Annotated in this window: 16 protein-coding genes; 7 read left to right on the forward strand and 9 right to left on the reverse strand. The window is 28.6% G+C overall.

Going from position 1 to position 18,288, the window contains the following annotated elements; all coding sequences use genetic code 11:
- The 4 genes from speB to ytxJ all read right to left on the reverse strand — a co-directional run bounded on the left by speB (position 1) and on the right by ytxJ (position 5,021).
- Positions 1 to 948 (reverse strand): agmatinase, encoded by a 948-nt coding sequence (gene speB, locus WHD08_RS03455; protein ID WP_165733239.1) that lies wholly within the window; start codon positions 946 to 948, stop codon positions 1 to 3.
- 15 nt (positions 949 to 963) lie between these two features.
- Positions 964 to 2,412: an arginine decarboxylase gene (locus WHD08_RS03460; RefSeq protein ID WP_165733240.1), complete on the reverse strand. Its 1,449-nt coding sequence runs from the start codon at positions 2,410 to 2,412 to the stop codon at positions 964 to 966.
- Positions 2,413 to 3,009: 597 nt separating this feature from the next.
- Entirely contained in the window at positions 3,010 to 4,560 is a 1,551-nt protein-coding gene (locus tag WHD08_RS03465; RefSeq protein WP_165733241.1) for a DEAD/DEAH box helicase, read from the reverse strand.
- A gap of 59 nt (positions 4,561 to 4,619) precedes the next feature.
- Positions 4,620 to 5,021, reverse strand: a complete 402-nt coding sequence (gene ytxJ / locus WHD08_RS03470) for a bacillithiol system redox-active protein YtxJ (protein WP_165733242.1) — start codon at positions 5,019 to 5,021, stop codon at positions 4,620 to 4,622.
- A gap of 167 nt (positions 5,022 to 5,188) precedes the next feature.
- Between ytxJ and clpB the strand changes: the two genes are divergently transcribed.
- The 3 genes from clpB to WHD08_RS03485 all read left to right on the forward strand — a co-directional run bounded on the left by clpB (position 5,189) and on the right by WHD08_RS03485 (position 9,416).
- Positions 5,189 to 7,798: an ATP-dependent chaperone ClpB gene (gene clpB / locus WHD08_RS03475; protein ID WP_165733243.1), complete on the forward strand. Its 2,610-nt coding sequence runs from the start codon at positions 5,189 to 5,191 to the stop codon at positions 7,796 to 7,798.
- A gap of 152 nt (positions 7,799 to 7,950) precedes the next feature.
- Positions 7,951 to 8,448, forward strand: a complete 498-nt coding sequence (locus WHD08_RS03480) for a SixA phosphatase family protein (RefSeq protein WP_165733244.1) — start codon at positions 7,951 to 7,953, stop codon at positions 8,446 to 8,448.
- Positions 8,449 to 8,495: 47 nt separating this feature from the next.
- Positions 8,496 to 9,416 (forward strand): hypothetical protein, encoded by a 921-nt coding sequence (locus tag WHD08_RS03485; RefSeq protein WP_165733245.1) that lies wholly within the window; start codon positions 8,496 to 8,498, stop codon positions 9,414 to 9,416.
- Positions 9,417 to 9,450: 34 nt separating this feature from the next.
- On the opposite strand, the gene WHD08_RS03490 is transcribed toward WHD08_RS03485, so the two are convergent.
- On the reverse strand, positions 9,451 to 9,786 hold the full coding sequence (locus WHD08_RS03490) for a hypothetical protein (protein WP_165733246.1): 336 nt from the start codon (positions 9,784 to 9,786) through the stop codon (positions 9,451 to 9,453).
- Positions 9,787 to 10,146: 360 nt separating this feature from the next.
- Positions 10,147 to 10,893 carry a DUF6503 family protein gene (locus WHD08_RS03495; RefSeq protein WP_208889207.1) on the reverse strand — a complete coding sequence of 249 codons (747 nt, stop codon included), beginning with the start codon at positions 10,891 to 10,893 and terminating at the stop codon, positions 10,147 to 10,149.
- A 101-nt stretch (positions 10,894 to 10,994) separates the two neighbouring features.
- On the opposite strand from WHD08_RS03495, the gene smpB reads away from it, so the two are divergent.
- From smpB to WHD08_RS03515, 4 genes are all read left to right on the forward strand, one after another.
- Positions 10,995 to 11,462, forward strand: coding sequence for an SsrA-binding protein SmpB (gene smpB, locus WHD08_RS03500; RefSeq protein ID WP_165733248.1), 468 nt, complete (start codon positions 10,995 to 10,997; stop codon positions 11,460 to 11,462).
- A gap of 38 nt (positions 11,463 to 11,500) precedes the next feature.
- Positions 11,501 to 12,430, forward strand: a complete 930-nt coding sequence (locus WHD08_RS03505) for a geranylgeranylglycerol-phosphate geranylgeranyltransferase (RefSeq protein WP_208889206.1) — start codon at positions 11,501 to 11,503, stop codon at positions 12,428 to 12,430.
- 41 nt (positions 12,431 to 12,471) lie between these two features.
- Positions 12,472 to 13,050, forward strand: coding sequence for a Maf family nucleotide pyrophosphatase (locus WHD08_RS03510; protein WP_208889205.1), 579 nt, complete (start codon positions 12,472 to 12,474; stop codon positions 13,048 to 13,050).
- A 520-nt stretch (positions 13,051 to 13,570) separates the two neighbouring features.
- Positions 13,571 to 14,374 (forward strand): carboxypeptidase-like regulatory domain-containing protein, encoded by an 804-nt coding sequence (locus WHD08_RS03515; protein ID WP_165733251.1) that lies wholly within the window; start codon positions 13,571 to 13,573, stop codon positions 14,372 to 14,374.
- Between the two features lie 597 nt (positions 14,375 to 14,971).
- On the opposite strand, the gene WHD08_RS03520 is transcribed toward WHD08_RS03515, so the two are convergent.
- The 3 genes from WHD08_RS03520 to WHD08_RS03530 all read right to left on the reverse strand — a co-directional run bounded on the left by WHD08_RS03520 (position 14,972) and on the right by WHD08_RS03530 (position 18,232).
- Positions 14,972 to 15,802, reverse strand: a complete 831-nt coding sequence (locus tag WHD08_RS03520; RefSeq protein ID WP_165733252.1) for a prohibitin family protein — start codon at positions 15,800 to 15,802, stop codon at positions 14,972 to 14,974.
- A 127-nt stretch (positions 15,803 to 15,929) separates the two neighbouring features.
- Positions 15,930 to 16,319, reverse strand: a complete 390-nt coding sequence (locus WHD08_RS03525) for an acyl-CoA thioesterase (RefSeq protein ID WP_208889204.1) — start codon at positions 16,317 to 16,319, stop codon at positions 15,930 to 15,932.
- A gap of 14 nt (positions 16,320 to 16,333) precedes the next feature.
- A complete protein-coding gene (locus WHD08_RS03530) occupies positions 16,334 to 18,232 on the reverse strand; it encodes a VWA domain-containing protein (protein WP_208889203.1) in 1,899 nt (632 codons plus the stop codon).
- Between the last annotated feature and the right edge of the window lie 56 nt (positions 18,233 to 18,288).

The following is an 18,288-nucleotide window of genomic DNA, read 5'->3' on the forward strand; positions in this document are numbered from 1 at the left end:
CTAAAAATCTTCGTTTTCATCATCTTTAAACTTAGATAATTTGCTAAACGGATTTGCTTTAGCATTCTCATCTCCTTTATCATAATTATCATCATTAGAAGCAAACTTATAGCTTAACATCTTGTAGAATAATTTTGCAGCTAAAAAATCTGATGATTTCTCATTTTCATTCGGACATAATTCTACCATGTCAAAACCTACTACATTCTTTTGAGCGAAAACTTGTTTTAAGAACTCTAACGTTTCATAATAAAACAATCCACCAGGTTCTGGAGTTCCTGTAGATGGCATAATCGAAGGATCTAACGCATCCAAATCAAACGTAATAAAAACGTTTTCTGTTAATTGATCTATTACATCTTCTACCCAATCTTCATTTACCGCCATATCATGCGCAAAGAAAACTTTGTCTAAATTCATATTTCTTTTTTCAGAAATATCCATACTTCTAATTCCTACTTGTACCAAATTAGTGTTTTGGTTTGCTTCATAAACCGCACAAGCGTGGTTGCATTTAGAACCATCATATTCTTTTCTTAAATCTGCATGCGCATCTATATGCAAAACTGTTAAACTATTAAAACACTCATTAAATGCTCTAATGGTTCCTATAGAAACTGAATGCTCTCCACCAAAAGCAGTTACAAATTTATTTCTGTTAATGTACTTTTTTGTAACTTGATGTACAGCATCTACCATTGCTTCTGGTGAACTATTTTCTGTAATAGCATCTGCCAAATAAACACCTTCTTTATACACTTCAGAATCTGTTTCTATGTCATACAACTCCATGTTTTCAGACGCTTCTAAAAAAGCTTGTGGACCTTTGTCTGCTCCTTTTTGCCAAGTACTTGTTCCGTCATAATGAACAGGAATAATTACTATTTTTGAAGTTGATAGGTTTCCAAATTCTTGTGGAATTCCTGCATATGTTTTATTTGTTTTCATTTTGTTATTAGTGTTTTAAAACACTTCTTGTTTTGTTAGTTGTTCTGGTTTGTTTTTATTTTCAATTACTTCTCCATACCCTAAAATAGAAAGTAATTCGCTACTTTTTTGCTGTTCTTTAAATACTCTAGAAGTTAAATTTCCGTCTTCATCTCTATCTAAAATTAAATGTTTTGGATGCGGAATTAAGCAATGCTGTAAACCTCCAAAACCTCCAATAGATTCTTGATAAGCTCCAGTATTAAAAAAACCAATATATAGCGGATTATCTTTCTCATAAACAGGCAAATAAATTCCGTTTATATGTTGTTCAGAGTTGTAATAATCATCACTATCACAAGTTAAACCACCTAATAAAACACGTTCATATTGTCTATTCCATTTATTAATTGGTAACATAATAAAGCGCTTATTTATTGCCCAAGCATCAGGTAAAGTTGTTATAAATGAAGAGTTTATCATGTTCCATCGTTCTCTATCATTTTGTTTTTTCTGATACAATATCTCATAAATAGCTGCTCCTGATTCTCCTACTGTAAAGCTTCCGAATTCAGTAAAAATATGTGGCACATCTACTCCTGCATCTTTACAAACTTCATTTATTTGATTGATAATTTCATCAATCATATACTCATAATCATAATCAAAAGCCAATGAGTTTTTAATAGGAAAACCACCACCAATATTTAAACAATCTAACGTAGGGCATATTTTTTTTAGGTTGATGTAAACATTTAAACATTTCATCAATTCGTTCCAATAATATGCATTGTCTTTAATACCTGTGTTGATAAAAAAATGTAACATTTTTAAATCTACTTGCGTATTTGTAGCGATTTCACGTTCGTAAAAAGCAACAATATTTTTATAACCAATACCTAATCTAGAAGTATAAAACTCAAATTTTGGTTCTTCTTCCGATGCTATTCTAATACCAACATTTATCTGTTTATCTGTTTCATCTAATAATAGATTAATTTCTTCGTAATTATCAATAATAGGAATTACGTTCTTATGACCAGAGTTAATTAAACCACCAATATTTTTTATGTATTGGTCACGTTTAAATCCGTTACAAATAACAAACGTGTTGTCTTTTATTTTTCCTTCTTTTTTAAGATTATTTACAATATCTATATCAAAAGCAGAAGATGTTTCTATATGGATATCATTTTTTAAAGCTTCATGTAAAACATGTTTAAAATGAGAGCTTTTTGTACAGTAGCTATAAAAATATTTTCCTTTATAGTTATGTTTTTCAATACTATTTTGAAACCATCCTTTTGCTTTGTTGATGTTTTCTGAAATTTTTGGCAAATAAGTAAATTTTAATGGAGAACCATACTGCTCTATTAATTCCATTAAATTAATTCCGTGCCAAAACAATTTATTATTTTCTGTTTTGAATTCTTCTTGAGGAAAATCGAATGTTTGCTCGATTAAATCTATGTATTTTGTGTTCACTTTATTTTTTAAATTAATTGTATGATAAGCCTGTCTGAACTAAAACAGCATGTTTTAGAATAGAAATTATAACCCTAATAAAAAGGATGTTATCACTGTAATATTTGCAAGTAAACAACATGCAGCTTTGAAAAAAGCTGCAATTCTGGAAGAATTGAAAATGGAGATACCTTAATTTTTTCGTTGCATTTCCAAAATGCTAAATAACTATCATACTCCGATTGAGCGTTATTTCCGAAATAAGAAAAACTAAACATTTTACTTAAATAAGTTAAGCAAATGTATATTTTTTTTGAATACAAATAACAAAATCCAAAAAAAAATGATATTTTTTTTGGTTATTAATTTTACTTGTAAATAATAGTAAATAAAGAGGTTACGAACACTTATTCAGAATAAGCTAAGAGATTTCACCAAAATAAGAATCTAAAAATTTCAAAAAGAAGCTTTTTTTTAGCAAATTAAAGGAAATATATTAAAACAAAAAAACTCTGAAAATTCAGAGTTTTTTGTCAATCTGAATTTCCTCAGATTTTATCATTACTTCATTTGAGATCTTGAAACAACTTCAATATATCAAATTTTATAATTTGTTTTTTATTCTTCTATTGGTGGATGACCATGAATTTCTTCAAAATCTTCATCGAAATTAGTTCTTAAATAAGCGTTTAATTTCTTTCTATAATCATCTTTTAACCAGGTTACAAAATTGTGTGTACTTTTAGAGATACACTTTGCATATCTATTAATTCTATCATCAATTTCTTCACCTAATAATTTTGCTAAAATTAAGGCATCAAAAACGTCTTCACTGTTTTCAATACACATTTTTGCATGGTGTACAATAGACTTTTCTAAAACCCTTTTAGAAGATTCTCCTTGTCTAATAGTATCTATATATACTTTTTTCATGTCGAAATAAGTATCGGTAGATTTTTCAAATTCTTTTTTTACATCTGCAGTTAACTCATATCTAAAAGTACTTTCTATATCTTCATCAGAAAGAATTGCATTTAAATAATAGTCTGGCGCTCTAAACATTTTTTCCCAATCTAAATCTGCTCCCCAAGGACCAAATCTATGAAAGTTGTTACCTAAATCGATAACATCAAAAGTACTTTTATTGTTTAAAACCCTAGAACCACGACCAATCATTTGGTAGTATAAAGTCAACGATTTTGTTGCTCTATTTAATATAATAGCTTCAATGGTTGGCTCATCAAAACCAGTTGTTAAAATACTTACAGAAGTAATAATTGCTCCCGGAGTTTTCTTAAACCACTTTAAAATAAGTTCACGCTCTGCTCTTGTATTTGTATTGTCTAAATGTGCAATTGGGTACCCTGCTTTTTTAAATGCATGAAACACTTGTATAGACGTGTTAATACCATTATTAAATATCAAGGTTTTCTTTCCTTTTGCAGTTTCTTCGTATGCAGAAACCAATTTAGAAAGCATGTCTGAATTGGTATATAAATCTTCAGAAGATTTTACCGTATAATCTCCATTTGCTCCTACTTCCAAAGAAGTTAAACCAACATTATAAGAATATAAGTTTGCGCTTGCTAAATATTCATGATCTATTAAATGCTGAATGGTTTCACCCACAAATAATTCTTGATAATTCTCATACATCGGCAACTTAATGTTAGAACTCAAAGGAGTTGCTGTTACACCAAGTATAAAAGATTCATCAAAAAATTTAAAGATTTTTGTAAAAGAATTGTAATGCGCCTCATCTACAATCACCAAACCAATATCAGAAATATCTAGTTTACCATCATTCAACCTATTTTTTAAGGTCTCAACCATAGCAACAAAACAACTAAAGTCATCTTGGTCATCTAAAACCGCTGTAGAATTGATAATTTTATTAGAAACTCCAAATTCTTTTAGCATTTTAGAAGTTTGCTTACTCAACTCAATTCTGTGCGTTAATACTAAAACTTTCTTTTTAAAAGTTTCTAAATAACGTCTAACTATTTCAGAAAAAATAACAGTTTTACCACCACCAGTAGGCAATTGGTACAATAAATGGTAATCTTTAGGTGCATCTTTAAACCTCCTAAAAATCTCTTGAAGTGCATCTTGTTGATATCCGTATAATTCTTTACCTACTTTCTTTACTGAAGTGTCTATCTCTGCCAAAGGAATATAAATTTAGGCTACAAAAATAAGACTTAAATAAGGGTTTATGCAAGTTTATCCTATATAAATCTCGATAAATTTGTATTTGTGATCTCATAATGAGAAGCATTCTCTACAGAAACTCCATTTTTAACTACAATTAATTGTGGAGATTGATGCATTACTTGAAAAGTAAACCCAACTTCATCAGAAATATCTCTATAATTTAATAAATCTAAATAATAAACCTTTAATTTTTGATGTTCTTCTGTAAAAAGCTTTTCAAATTGCTTAATTACCATGCTGCTAATTCCACATCTTGTAGAATGTTTAAAAATTAAAACAGCTTCCGTTTTAGAAATTTCTTTAATTTTCTCTAATTCTTCCATAGAAGTTAAAGGAATCCAATTTAAGTATGACACTTTTTCTACTTTTGATGTATCATCTCCTTTTGCTCCAAAAATCTTATTAAATATACTCATTATCTATTTTTTATTGGTTTGTCGATGTAAATATAAGAAACTTTCATTTGTCAAAAAGTCAGCAAAAACAATCACTCACAAGACAAAATGACTTATCTTACATACATTATCCATATGGTATTAAAATTGCTTATTACTTATCAAAAGAAAAATAAAAAAAACAAAATATGAACTTTAACAATTATACAACAAAATCGCAAGAGACCATACAAATGGCGCAACAGATTGCGCAAGGTTTTGGTCATAATCAAATAGAAAATGAGCATATTTTTAAAGCTTTAACACAAGTTGATGAAAATGTTTTACCATTTCTTTTGAAAAAGTTGAACATCAATATAAATATTGTAGAACAAATTTTAGACAAACAATTAGAGAGTTTACCTAAAGTTTCTGGTGCAGAATTAATGATTTCTAGAGAGGCTAGCAAAACACTTACAGAAGCTTCTGTAATTGCTAAAAAAATGAACGATGATTACGTTTCTATAGAGCATTTAATTCTAGCTATTTTTAAATCTAAAAGTAATATTGCACAGGTTTTAAAAGACCAAGGTGTTACAGAAAAAGATTTACAGGCAGCAATAGACGAATTAAGAAAAGGAGAAAGAGTAACTTCTCAAAGTCAAGAAGAAACTTATAATTCTTTAAATAAATTTGCTAAAAACTTAAATCAATTAGCACAAGACGGCAAGCTAGATCCTGTAATTGGTAGAGATGAAGAAATCCGTAGATTGCTACAGATTTTATCTCGTAGAACTAAAAATAATCCAATTTTAGTTGGAGAACCAGGAACAGGTAAAACTGCTATTGCAGAAGGTTTAGCACACAGAATTGTAGATGGTGATGTACCAGAAAATCTAAAAGGAAAACTAATTTTCTCTTTAGATATGGGCGCACTAATTGCAGGCGCAAAATATAAAGGAGAGTTTGAAGAGCGTTTAAAATCCGTTATTAAAGAGGTAACAAGTGCCGATGGAGATATTGTACTTTTTATTGATGAAATTCACACATTAGTAGGTGCTGGTGGCGGACAAGGAGCTATGGATGCTGCAAATATTTTAAAACCCGCTTTAGCCCGTGGCGAGTTGCGTGCAATTGGTGCAACTACGTTGGATGAATATCAGAAATACTTTGAAAAAGACAAAGCTTTAGAAAGACGTTTTCAGAAAGTACAGGTAAATGAACCTGATACAGAAAGTGCCATTTCTATTTTAAGAGGAATTAAAGATAAGTATGAAACACACCATAAAGTCCGAATTAAAGATGAGGCAATTATTGGTGCTGTAGAATTATCTCAACGTTACATTACCAATCGTTTTTTACCGGATAAAGCGATTGATTTAATGGATGAAGCGATGGCTAAACTACGCATGGAAATCAATTCTAAACCAGAAGAACTAGATGTTTTAGACAGAAAGGTGATGCAATTAGAAATTGAAATTGAAGCCATAAAACGTGAAAAAGATGAGAACAAGTTAAAATCTTTACGTTCTGATTTAGCGAATCTAAAAGAGGAGCGAAATGAAATGAACGCGAAATGGAAATCTGAAAAAGATGTAGTTGATAATATCCAAAATGCAAAAGCTGCCATAGAAGATTTAAAGATGGAAGCTGAAAAAGCAGAACGTGATGGAGATTATGGTAAAGTTGCCGAAATTAGATATGGGAAAATTAAAAAAGCCCAAGAAGATTTAGAAGGTTTTCAAAAAGTTTTAGCAGAAAATCAATCTGAAAAGTCTTTGATAAAAGAAGAAGTTACTTATGATGATATTGCAGAAGTGGTTGCTAAATGGACTGGTGTTCCGGTGACAAAAATGATTCAGTCTGAGCGTGAGAAACTATTACGTTTAGAGGGGCAATTGCATAAAAGAGTCGTTGGACAAGAAGAGGCAATCGTTGCCGTTTCAGATGCCGTTAGACGCTCTAGAGCCGGTTTGCAAAACCCGAATAAACCTATTGGTAGTTTCTTGTTTTTAGGAACCACTGGAGTTGGTAAAACCGAGTTAGCAAAAGCCTTGGCAGAGTATTTATTTGATGATGAAAACGCCATGACACGTATTGACATGAGTGAATATCAAGAGAAACATTCTGTAAGTAGATTGGTTGGAGCGCCTCCGGGATATGTTGGTTATGATGAAGGTGGTCAATTAACAGAAGCTGTTAGAAGAAGACCTTATTCTGTGGTGCTTTTAGATGAAATTGAAAAAGCGCATCCAGATACTTTTAATATCTTATTACAAGTATTAGATGAAGGAAGGTTAACCGACAACAAAGGTCGAGTTGCTGATTTTAAAAACACTATAATTATTATGACCTCTAACATTGGAAGTCATATAATTCAGGATAAATTTAGCAACCCAAAAGCAGATTTAGACGCTGCAACTGAGTTGGCTAAAATTGAAGTTTTAGCGTTGTTAAAACAATCTGTAAGACCAGAGTTTTTAAACAGAATTGATGATGTAATTATGTTTACGCCTTTAAATAAGGAAAATATATTTGAAATTGTAAAATTACAAATAGAACATTTAAAGAAAATGATTGGTAAACAAGAAATTACTTTAGATGCTACCGATGAAGCAATTACGTATTTGGCTGAAAAAGGATATCAGCCTGAATTTGGTGCAAGACCTGTAAAAAGAGTGATTCAGAAAGAAGTATTAAATCAGCTTTCTAAAGAAATTTTATCAGGAAAAATCACTACAGATAGTATTATTTTAATTGACGCTTTTGATGATAAATTGGTTTTTAGAAATCAGTCTGATTTTGTAGAAAGTGTATAGTTTTTGTCATGCTGAATTTATTTCAGCATCTATAAACATGAATCTGAAACAAGTTCAGATTTATGAACAATTTTAGTTCGTTTGGAAAAAGCGGTGTTTGAAAAAACATCGCTTTTTCTTTTTGATTACATTTGTTCTCTAAACCAAATATAATGAAGAAATTTTTACTGCTTTTTGTTTTCGCTTTTACTTTTATAACTGCTTGTTCTTCCGATGAAACAACTACGTATTATTTAATTCGTCATGCAGAAAAAGACAGAACAGATAAAACAAACAAGAATCCTGATTTGAATAAAGTTGGACAAGAAAGAGCTATAAAATGGGCTAATCGTTTTAAAAACGTACCGTTTGATGCTATTTATTCAACAAACTACAACAGAACGATACAAACCGCAACACCAACTGCAGAAAGTAAAAGTTTAGAAATTATAAAGTACAATCCTAGTAAAATGTACGACTCCATTTTTCAGCAAGAAACAAAAGGAAAAACTGTTTTAGTGGTTGGACATAGCAATACAACTCCTGCTTTTGTAAATAAAATTTTAGCCGTAGAAAAGTATAAAGATATAGACGACAACAATAACGCTAACTTATATATTGTTACTATTTCTGGTGATGAAAAAACAAGTGTTGTAGAAACTGTAGAATAAATTAAACCTAAAATTTGAATCTTTGTAATCAATTATATTTTTAAGAAATGGAAATCTCTGTAGATAAAAATTGCAATTTAAAACATCGAATTAATAGAATTAAAGAAAGAGATGCTCAATTTCTGACTTACAATTCAAGTTCAGAATTCAATATTATTAATGAAGATTTAGATCAAGTTTTAGATATTTCTATAGATAATTTTATAGACATCGATTTTATTCCAGAAAAAAAACAAATCTTATATTCAACTGAAGAACTTGTTCAAATAATTGATTATAATAAAAATGTAGTAGACACAATTATTGTCAAAAATGCTAAAATTTATATTCAAAATGAATATTTATGGTTAGCCTCAATGGTTAATGATGATTATATAGAGGTTTCATTATATAACATTTTAGATTTTAGTAAAATAACTTCCTTAAAAATTGAAGATGAAGATTACTTTGATGCTTCTATCCATTTGTATCCTGCTTATGAAAATAATTTAATATTATGGATAGGACAAGGTCAGGATGGTTTTTGGAATGTTTTACTAAAACTTAAAGACAATAAATTAGAAGCTGAAATAGTAGGCAAAGACTTTGTGTTTCCTATTGTTTATTTAGATGAAAATAAATATATAGAAGTAGACGAATTTAATTTGAATGTTATATCAGAATCACCTATAAAATCAATAAAAAATTTAGATTTAGATTCAGAAAAGTATCAGTTTACAAGTTATTATGACTTTTTAAATAAAAATAACATATTGTTTTTAAGCGAAAATGGCTTATTTATTTACAATACGCTATATGAAGAAACAGAAGATGTTAAAGTGATTAACCCTAAAACAGATGAACTACTAAATAGCACGGATTTTAATTATTTCGAAATTATAAATAATACTATTCTGCTTTGCTATGACAATAGTAAAGAAAAAGGTATTTTAAAAATAGCTGTAAATTCAGTTTTAAAAGAACAATAAAGGTTAATAAAAATCAATTTGATATTATTTCTTTTTATTGAAAAAAATGATTGATTTCACCTAACAATTCAGCTTTAGGTTTGTTCATTTTAAGAATTCCAAAAAACGGGTTATTTATTGATTTATCAATTAATTGTCCGTTTCTAATTTTCATTAAATGAGGAAATTTAGTGTAATGTTTTAATCCATATAAAGCTTCAGAAATAAACTCTTTATTGTATTCCGATTCAATATCTCTGCCGTTTAAATACACAATAACAACCTCTTTATTTAGATTTGTAAGGATATTTTCTTCTAAATACTCTTTTGATTTTTTTCTGTTATTATAGCAGAAAAAGTTCTTTCCTTCGTTTTCTTTTAGAAATTTCAAATACTTTTTCTCAAACTTTTTCTTTTGAAAATATTTAAAGATAAAAATAAATATTAGAAATGGAATTGATAGTATTAGTAAAGGAAACCCTACTAAAACTAACAGAATTATTAATAATATGTTTTTAAATTTTTCCACTTATTTTTTAGCTAACTAAAGTTATGTGTAAAAGATTTATCTCTTGGTATTTCCTTTTTAAAGTAGCGGAATTAATGATTAAAAGCTATTAGCTAATAAAAATTTTAATCCTGATTGCAGCAATTGTTTGAGCTCTTTTTCTGAATAAAAAAAGCGAATGTATTTATACTTCGATCAAGATAAGCTCCAAAAACGAAATTGCTTCAAAAAAAACTACTTCTCTTACTTTAAAAGCTGTACTTCGATATTTTCTAAATTTATTTCCGACAATTTTTTAAGCTCATTTTTCTCAAAAGCTTTATCAATATCTGTTAAAGAAATTTCTTTGTTTAAAGGCTTATAATTATCATAATTCACAAAACGAATTCCGTTTTTTAAGACTTCTTTGTTTATAGCTCTAAAACGTTTTCCTCCACCATTTGTATGGTAAGAATATGCCAAGTAATCAACTAAAAAATCTTGTTTACCAATCCAATAAATAAAAACATCATCAAAATCTTCTCCTCCTCCATCTTCAGAGAAAGTAACTTGCACTTTATAATACTCTTCGTCTTTTACCGTAGTTGATGGCAATAACTTTTTTATCACTGCTTTGTCATTTAATCCGAAGGGTAAAACAGAAAAATAGTGTACAGAATTTACTGAATTCGATAAAATGTTAGCTATCGAATCGTTTACTTGATAAGGAATTCCATTCACTAATCTTTTAAATCCATCATTACTTAAAACATCAGAAATAAACCCTACTTTGTCATCTTTCTGCTTTCTTGTAAGCTTAAAACTTCCATTAGGTTTTCTATTGGCAACATACGCTTTGTCTCTAAAATTGAATTTTATTTCGGAATTTGAAATTTTATCTGCTCCAGAAGCAACAATGGCTTTATCAATAACTTGTTGTGCAGTCAACTTGTTTTCAGAAGGTTTACAAGAAATTAAGAAAGCTAAAAAAAGAATTGATAAATATTTCATTGGTTTTGTTTTAATTAGTAGATAATAGAATTCAAAATTACATTTCTTTGACCAAAGTAAAAATGTATCTTTGTTAAAATTATTAAAATTAAAATCAGTCTATGGCTGTTCAGAAAAAGATAAACATAAAGAACAAAAAAGCACGTTTCGAATTTGAAATTCTAGACAAATACGTTGCTGGAATTCAGTTAACCGGAACAGAAATAAAATCTATTCGCTTAAGTCAGGCTAGAATTACAGAAAGTTTTTGTGAATTTAATGATGGCGGAGAACTGTTTATTGTTAATATGTACATTCAAGAATACATGTTTGGACATCACTTTAACCACAAACCAAAAAGTGAGCGTAGATTATTAATGCACAAACGCGAATTACGTTCTTTAAGAAAAGACGTTGAGGCAAAAGGAAATACGATTGTTCCTTTACGTTTGTTTATTAATGATAAAGGTTTTGCCAAATTAGAAATTGCATTGGCAAAAGGAAAACAAACACACGACAAACGAGAAGTTATTAAAGACAGAGATAACAAACGTGATTTGGCACGTATTAAAAAGAGCTTTAACGGTTAATGGATTTTTTAAGACTTATTCGTTACAAAAATCTTTTAATGGTTTTATTAACAATGGTTTTAACCAAATATGCGTTGATAGATTCTATATTTTTTAGCGATCTTAGCTTTAAAAACTACACCTTAATACATACCACTTATTTAGGCATTACTCTAACTCATTATCAATTTATAATATTTGCTTTTAGCATTTTATGCATCACTGCTGGTGGATATATTATTAATGATATTTTTGATATAGAAACGGACAAAATAAACAAGCCTTTAAAAGTAATTATAGAAAAATCTATTTCTAAAAAGAAAGCTTGGATTCTTTACTATTCTAGTAGTATTTTAGGTTTATTTTTAGGCATATATATATCTTTTACTACCGGAAACAGTTTGTATAGTTTCTTTTTTATAGGAACCATTTTAGCACTTTTTTTATATTCTAAATACCTAAAAAAAACACTTTTTATAGGTAACTTATTAGTGTCAGTTCTTTTAGGCTTAGTACTCTTTATAACCATATTATTCAACGAACCCAAAGCACATAACAGTAATTTATTAGAAGTAATAAGCAACACTGCAACAAGTTTCCGGTTACTTTTTATAATGATTACTTATATTATTTTTTCTGTACTTACCAATATTATCAGAGAAATTATTAAAGATATAGAAGACATTAATGGCGATTTAAAAATAAAAGCAAAAACGTTGCCTATTTTATTTGGAAGAAAAAGAGCTTCTAAAGTCGCTTTTTTCTTTAGTGCAATTTTACTAGTATTTCTTTTAATTGTTTTACAATCTTTAATAAGTGACTACGTACTTTTAACCTATGGAATTTTATTTATCCTACTTCCACTACTCTATTTTATGTACAAATTATGGATTTCTGAAAGCAAAAAGGAATTTAGTTTTCTAAGTAATTTAATGAAAGTAATAATGCTTTTCGGAATTTTATCAATGGTATTATTCAAATTGAAATAAAAAATAGATTCCTGCTTCCGCAGAATGAACAACACAAATATATGTTAAGAGAAAAACTAAAAGAATACAACGTAATATTAGCCTCTAAGTCTCCAAGAAGACAACAGTTTTTTAAAGATTTAGATATCGATTTTACAATTGAATTAAAAGAAGTAGAAGAAATTTATCCTCCTGAATTAAAAGGAACAGCCATTACAGATTTTTTAGCAGATTTAAAATCGAAAGCCTTTTCCAATTTATCAGAAAAAGATATATTAATTACTTCAGACACCATTGTTTGGTTAGAAAACACTGCATTAGGAAAACCAAAAGACGAAGCAGATGCTTTTGCCATGTTAAGAGCGTTATCTGGTAAAAAGCACGAAGTAATTACATCTATAAGCATAAAGAGTAAACAGTTTCAAAAGATAGTAAACGACATTACAGTTGTTTCTTTTAAAGAACTGTCAGATGACGAAATAAATTATTACATCAAAAACTACAAACCTTATGACAAAGCTGGAGCATACGGTATACAAGAATGGATTGGTTTTATAGCTATTGATAATTTAGAAGGCAGCTATTTTAATGTTGTGGGGTTACCTGTTCAAAAATTGTACACAGAATTAATGAATCTATAAAGGGATTCAAAACGATAAAACATAATTTTATTTCACTAAATAACAGTACGTTACCATAAAACAAACAATTACTTAACCTAAAGTTAACACACTATACAAACTCATTAAACCTGTTGTTTTTATAACATTTTAAACGGCGTACTTTTGCACCCGCAAATTAAGTAATTTATGAAAACAAGTAATCAGAAAGTAAAAAGTAAAGTTGGTGAACCAACAAAAAATTTAAGCAACACAAATTCAACACTTTGGAATTTAAAAAGACGTTATAGATAAATATAGTTCCTTTTAACTTACAAGCTCTTTTCTATGAAAAGAGCTTTTTTTTTCGTCTCATAATTAAGATAATGAACATCTTTAACCTTTAGATATCTACAAATTATGTAAGTTCTAAATGAAGTTAAAGAGTTGTTTTTCTACTAAAAAACACTTCACTTTTATATTTCATCCATTTTTACAAATAAATCATCGGGTTTCACAAAAAATTAACCTTTCTAAAAGCAATTATTCATATTATTGCAATATGCAAAGACTATTATACATTTTGTGCTTATTCGCGTCTTTAAGCACACTCTCACAGAACGATACCATTCGTGTTAAAACACTAAAAGGACAAATTATTCACGCTGTAAGCAAAAAAGCTTTAAGTGCTTCTCATATATTAAATCTAAACACTGTACAAGGTACAATTACAAACGATAGAGGTTTCTTTGAAATCCCTACAAGAGCAAACGATACGATTTTGGTTTCTTATTTAGGATATGAATCTATAAAATTAAAAATTACAAACGATTTGTTAAAAGGAAACGAATTACTAATTGCTTTGTATGAAAAACCAGAAGAAATTAGAGAGGTTGTTATAAAATCTACTCAATTAATTGGTGTTTTAGAAATTGATGTAAAACAAGTACCAAAAGATCGATTTACAAGAATTAAAATAAACGGACTACCACAGACCTATGAGGTTGGTAAACCTAAAGGAAAAGACTTCTCATCACCAATTGCGGCATTATTTCAACCTGTAGATTATTTATACAATCTCTTTGGAAGTAAACCCAAACAATTAAAAAAATTACAGAAGCTTAAAAAAGAAGATGATTTACGTAAAATGTTAGCTGGTAAGTTTGACAGAGAGGTAATGATGGAGTATCTACAAATGGACAGACAAGAACTTACAGAATTACTTACAGACTGTAACTACTCTGAATACTTTATTAAAAAGGCATCTGATTTACAAATGATTGAAGCTGTATTGGATTGTTATGAAAATTACAAAGCAATAAAGAACGGTAAAATAGAACTTGATAAAATTCCCGTAAAAAATTAATTCTATATATATTCTAATATAGAAATAACAATATTATTATAACCTTGAGGCTTCATCCTCAAGGTTTTTTATTTCTACAAACTTATTGACAACTAATACTTCATTCTTAAAAAATCACCTAAAACTGAAAAGAGTCGAAAACAATATTGCTTCCGACTCTAATCAACTATTAAAACTAACTATTAACCAACTAAAAATACAGTCATACTGTATTTTATATCTAAACTTTTTATCTCTTCACCAATACCTTTTAAATCTCCTTTATCCTATTTTGAATTCTTTTATATAATATTTAATCTCAAAAACCATAATGTTATTTTGAGTTATTTTTGATAGTAAGGAAAGCCTTAAACAAGTTCTAAGTCTAAATCAATTCAAACTAACGTATCTAAATTTAAAAACTTACAATAGCTTAAATAAATTACCTACACTTATAAGACACAAAAAAGACAGTAACGTTACAAGTTAAAAAGTACTTTAACAGAACTTTAAGTTTCTAAAAATAAGCACAAAAAAAAATCCAGCTAGCGCTGGATTTTCATTGAGAATGATTTCTCTTATTAATTTTCACATCCCGCGTTAGCAGAAATTATCTTTTTACTGATTTCCTAAAATAATAGGTAAACCATCTTTACCAGAACCAATAACAATTACTTTACTATTAGGTGATTTAGCCAACTCTAAAGTAGCACCGATTCCTTTTTCTTGTAAAATTTTATCAGTTAAAGAAGCACTTAAAATCTTATTTGCAACCGCTTTACCTTCTGCATCAATTTTTTGTCTTTCTGCTTCTTTTAATGCTTTTGCTAATCTAAATTCATATTCTAAAGACTCTTGCTCTTGTTTTAACTTCGTTTCAATGGCAGTTCTAATAGTAGTTGGTAATTTAACATCTTCTACCAAAACTCTCTTTACCATTAAAAATTGCTCTTTTAGAACAATTTGAATTTCATCTAAAATTTCTTGCTCAATTACATCTCTTTTACTAGAATATAACTGCTCTGGAGTATAACGACCAACAACACTTCTTGCAGCTGCATTAATAGCAGGATCTAACAATTCACGCTCATAATCTTCACCTTTAGTCTTTATCAACATTCCTAAATTAGAAAACTCAGGTTCATACCAAATTGTACCATTTACCTTTACTTCTAATCCATTAACAGAAAGCACATTCATTTCTGTAGAAATAGCTTGCTGACGCACTTTTCTTACAATCATACGATTCCAAGGAGCTACAATCTGAAAACCTTCTCCATATGTTTTTTCTGTGTTAATACCATCTCCCAATGCCTCAAAAACAACACCACCTTCTCCAGGCCCAATAGTCACTGTAGATTTAGAAAATAAAATGATTACTACTACCGCTAAAATGATAAAAAAAACACCTCCCTTAGGAAACTTTATATCTACTTGATTATTCGCCATACTTATAAATTTTGATTAATTACAAATTTACAATTTAACTTTGTGAAACACAATATATATAATCTATATATTGGTTAAAAAGCGTTAATATTTAACATAATTTTAGATATAAAAATGATCCTTAAACTTAATCTTCTAATCGATTTTTTACATATTCAATTTCTGTTTTTCCATGCTTTTTAGGGTGCCCATTTTCATCGAGACAAACCATAACAATTTTATCTACCACAATAATGGTTTTTCTTGTTAACTTATTTCTAACACTACACGTTAAAGTTATAGAGGAATTTCCGAATTTTAAAACATCAATCCCTATTTCAATAATATCTCCTTGTTTTGCAGAACTTACAAAATCTATTTCAGACATGTATTTTGTAACTGTTTTTGTGTGCTCTAATTGAATAATTGCATAAATAGCTACTTCTTCATCAATAAATTGTAATAATCTACCTCCAAATAAGGTTCCATTTGGGTTTAAATCTTCGGGTTTAACCCACTTTCTTGTGTGAAATCTCATATTAATTTTTAAATTTAAATTTTTCCGTAATATTTTCTAATAAACCATTCTATTGATAACAAGCCTGTAACAACAAACAAAACCCATTTCCAGTCTATTAAGTTTTGGTCTTTACTGATTGATTTTTGTGTTGTATAAAATGATTTATCTTCTAAAAGAATTTTCTTTAATTCCTCTATTTCATCTTTAAAAAACAGCTTTCCTCCTGTTCTATTTGCCAATTTTTGCAACTTTTCTGAATCTGCATTGGTAAACTGCTCTTCTATTTGATACTCAGTAACTTTAAACTTACCGTACCTGTGTATATTTTGTCCATTTACCGAAACTTTATAATCATAGTCTCCAGCAATAAGGTTTTCTATTTCCGTTTGATAAGCGTTATTTATTAACGAAAAAGGATTATTTACAACTTCTTTTGTTGCTGAATTCGTAACAGTGATCTCTAAGGAAGCTCTTGAATCAAACAGGTAATTTTTGTCTGTATAAAATGCTGATATTTGAATGGTAGCATTGGCAGGATACAAACTTTCCGCATTAACTTCTAAGCGATTTCTCTTTTTATTGGACGCTAAATACTGAACTAAATTTCCAATAAAAGCATCAAAATCTTGAAAGGAATTTGAGTTTAAAAAACTAGTCGCTCTCCACTTCCACAAACCTTCGCCAAACAAAACACCAGATTTTTGATTGTTCTCTTCTAAGGTTACCAGCAAAGGTTGCTTGGTTTCTAAACCATTTATATTTTGATACAATAATATTTGATGTTCTTTAGAAATGTCAACCGATCCAAACTGATCTTTAAGTGGTGGAAATTGATTAAAACCAATATCTTTTTGTAAAAAAGTTAAAAAGGAATCACTAAAAATGGCTCCATAATTCTCTGTTTGATTCAGTGTGTTTTTCTTGAATCCTAATTGTTGTTTGTTGATAAAATTCCAATCTGAATTTGTTCCTGAAATTAAAAGATAATTGTTATTATTCGTTTTAACCTCATTTAAAACCTTGTTAAACTTATTGTTCGGTTGATTAAAAATAACTAACTGATAATCATTGATATTGAATTTAAATTTATCAATTAAAAAAACATCTACAGAACGTTGTTTATTACTTTCTATTGATTTTTTTAAAACACCTAAATCTGGATGAAGAACCGAAGTTAAAATCAATACTTTTGTTTGTTCATCGATTACTTCTACAGAGAAAATTTTGCTATTATTCTTTGTGTTTTTCTCTCCTTCTATCTTATTAATTGATGCTGTGTAATATTGAAGTCCTTCTTTACTTGAAGTTATATTTGTTAAAATTGTTTGAATATTATTCGTTTCTGAGAACTGTATGTTTTTAGTAAAAACAGTTTTTCCTTCTTTGTAAATCGAAAACTGAGAAGACACATTTTCCTTACCTTCATAATTCAGAAACACTTCAACCGGAAATTTATTTTTTATGTAGCTGTACTTATTTACATTTAACTGAGCAATTTTTAAATCTTTATATTGAACAGTATCACCAAAAACAATGGGATATATTTTTTGCTTAGAATTGATAAACTCATAATCATTGCCAATCGTTTGGTTTCCGTCTGATAATAAGATTATCGGCGCAATTTTATCCTCATACAAATCATTTGCAGCCGTTATTGCTTTAGACACATTGGTTTCATTCTCTATAAAAGAAAGTGAATCTAAGGGCTTTAGATCACTTCCGAAACTAAAGCTATTGATATCAAATTTCTCATTAATGCTTTTATCGTTTTTAATTTCTGATAAAAATATTGTAATGTTCTTCGTTTCGTTAAAAAAAGGAATGGATTTAGAATCATCAACTAATACAGTTAAAATAGGTTTTGTATTTATGAGTTCTATTTTTTTAATCGTTGGGTTTATCAGTAATAAAAGCAACAAAAAAAGACTCATTGTTCTTAAAACAAATAATATAACATTGATTTTAGCCTTATTTTTTTCTTTAAAAA

The organism is Polaribacter sejongensis (assembly GCF_038024065.1).
Classification (GTDB): Bacteria; Bacteroidota; Bacteroidia; order Flavobacteriales; family Flavobacteriaceae; genus Polaribacter; species Polaribacter sejongensis.

Bases quoted from the DNA above. Each gene is read 5' to 3' on its own strand.
- smpB (WP_165733248.1), top strand. From the start codon at position 10,995: ATGGCTGTTCAGAAAAAGATAAACATAAAGAACAAAAAAGCACGTTTC.
- clpB (WP_165733243.1), top strand. From the start codon at position 5,189: ATGAACTTTAACAATTATACAACAAAATCGCAAGAGACCATACAAATG.
- WHD08_RS03485 (WP_165733245.1), top strand. From the start codon at position 8,496: ATGGAAATCTCTGTAGATAAAAATTGCAATTTAAAACATCGAATTAAT.
- WHD08_RS03505 (WP_208889206.1), top strand. From the start codon at position 11,501: ATGGTTTTATTAACAATGGTTTTAACCAAATATGCGTTGATAGATTCT.
- speB (WP_165733239.1), bottom strand. From the start codon at position 948: ATGAAAACAAATAAAACATATGCAGGAATTCCACAAGAATTTGGAAAC.
- WHD08_RS03520 (WP_165733252.1), bottom strand. From the start codon at position 15,802: ATGGCGAATAATCAAGTAGATATAAAGTTTCCTAAGGGAGGTGTTTTT.
- ytxJ (WP_165733242.1), bottom strand. From the start codon at position 5,021: ATGAGTATATTTAATAAGATTTTTGGAGCAAAAGGAGATGATACATCA.
- WHD08_RS03510 (WP_208889205.1), top strand. From the start codon at position 12,472: ATGTTAAGAGAAAAACTAAAAGAATACAACGTAATATTAGCCTCTAAG.
- WHD08_RS03495 (WP_208889207.1), bottom strand. From the start codon at position 10,893: ATGAAATATTTATCAATTCTTTTTTTAGCTTTCTTAATTTCTTGTAAA.
- WHD08_RS03530 (WP_208889203.1), bottom strand. From the start codon at position 18,232: ATGAGTCTTTTTTTGTTGCTTTTATTACTGATAAACCCAACGATTAAA.
- WHD08_RS03480 (WP_165733244.1), top strand. From the start codon at position 7,951: ATGAAGAAATTTTTACTGCTTTTTGTTTTCGCTTTTACTTTTATAACT.
- WHD08_RS03515 (WP_165733251.1), top strand. From the start codon at position 13,571: ATGCAAAGACTATTATACATTTTGTGCTTATTCGCGTCTTTAAGCACA.
- WHD08_RS03525 (WP_208889204.1), bottom strand. From the start codon at position 16,319: ATGAGATTTCACACAAGAAAGTGGGTTAAACCCGAAGATTTAAACCCA.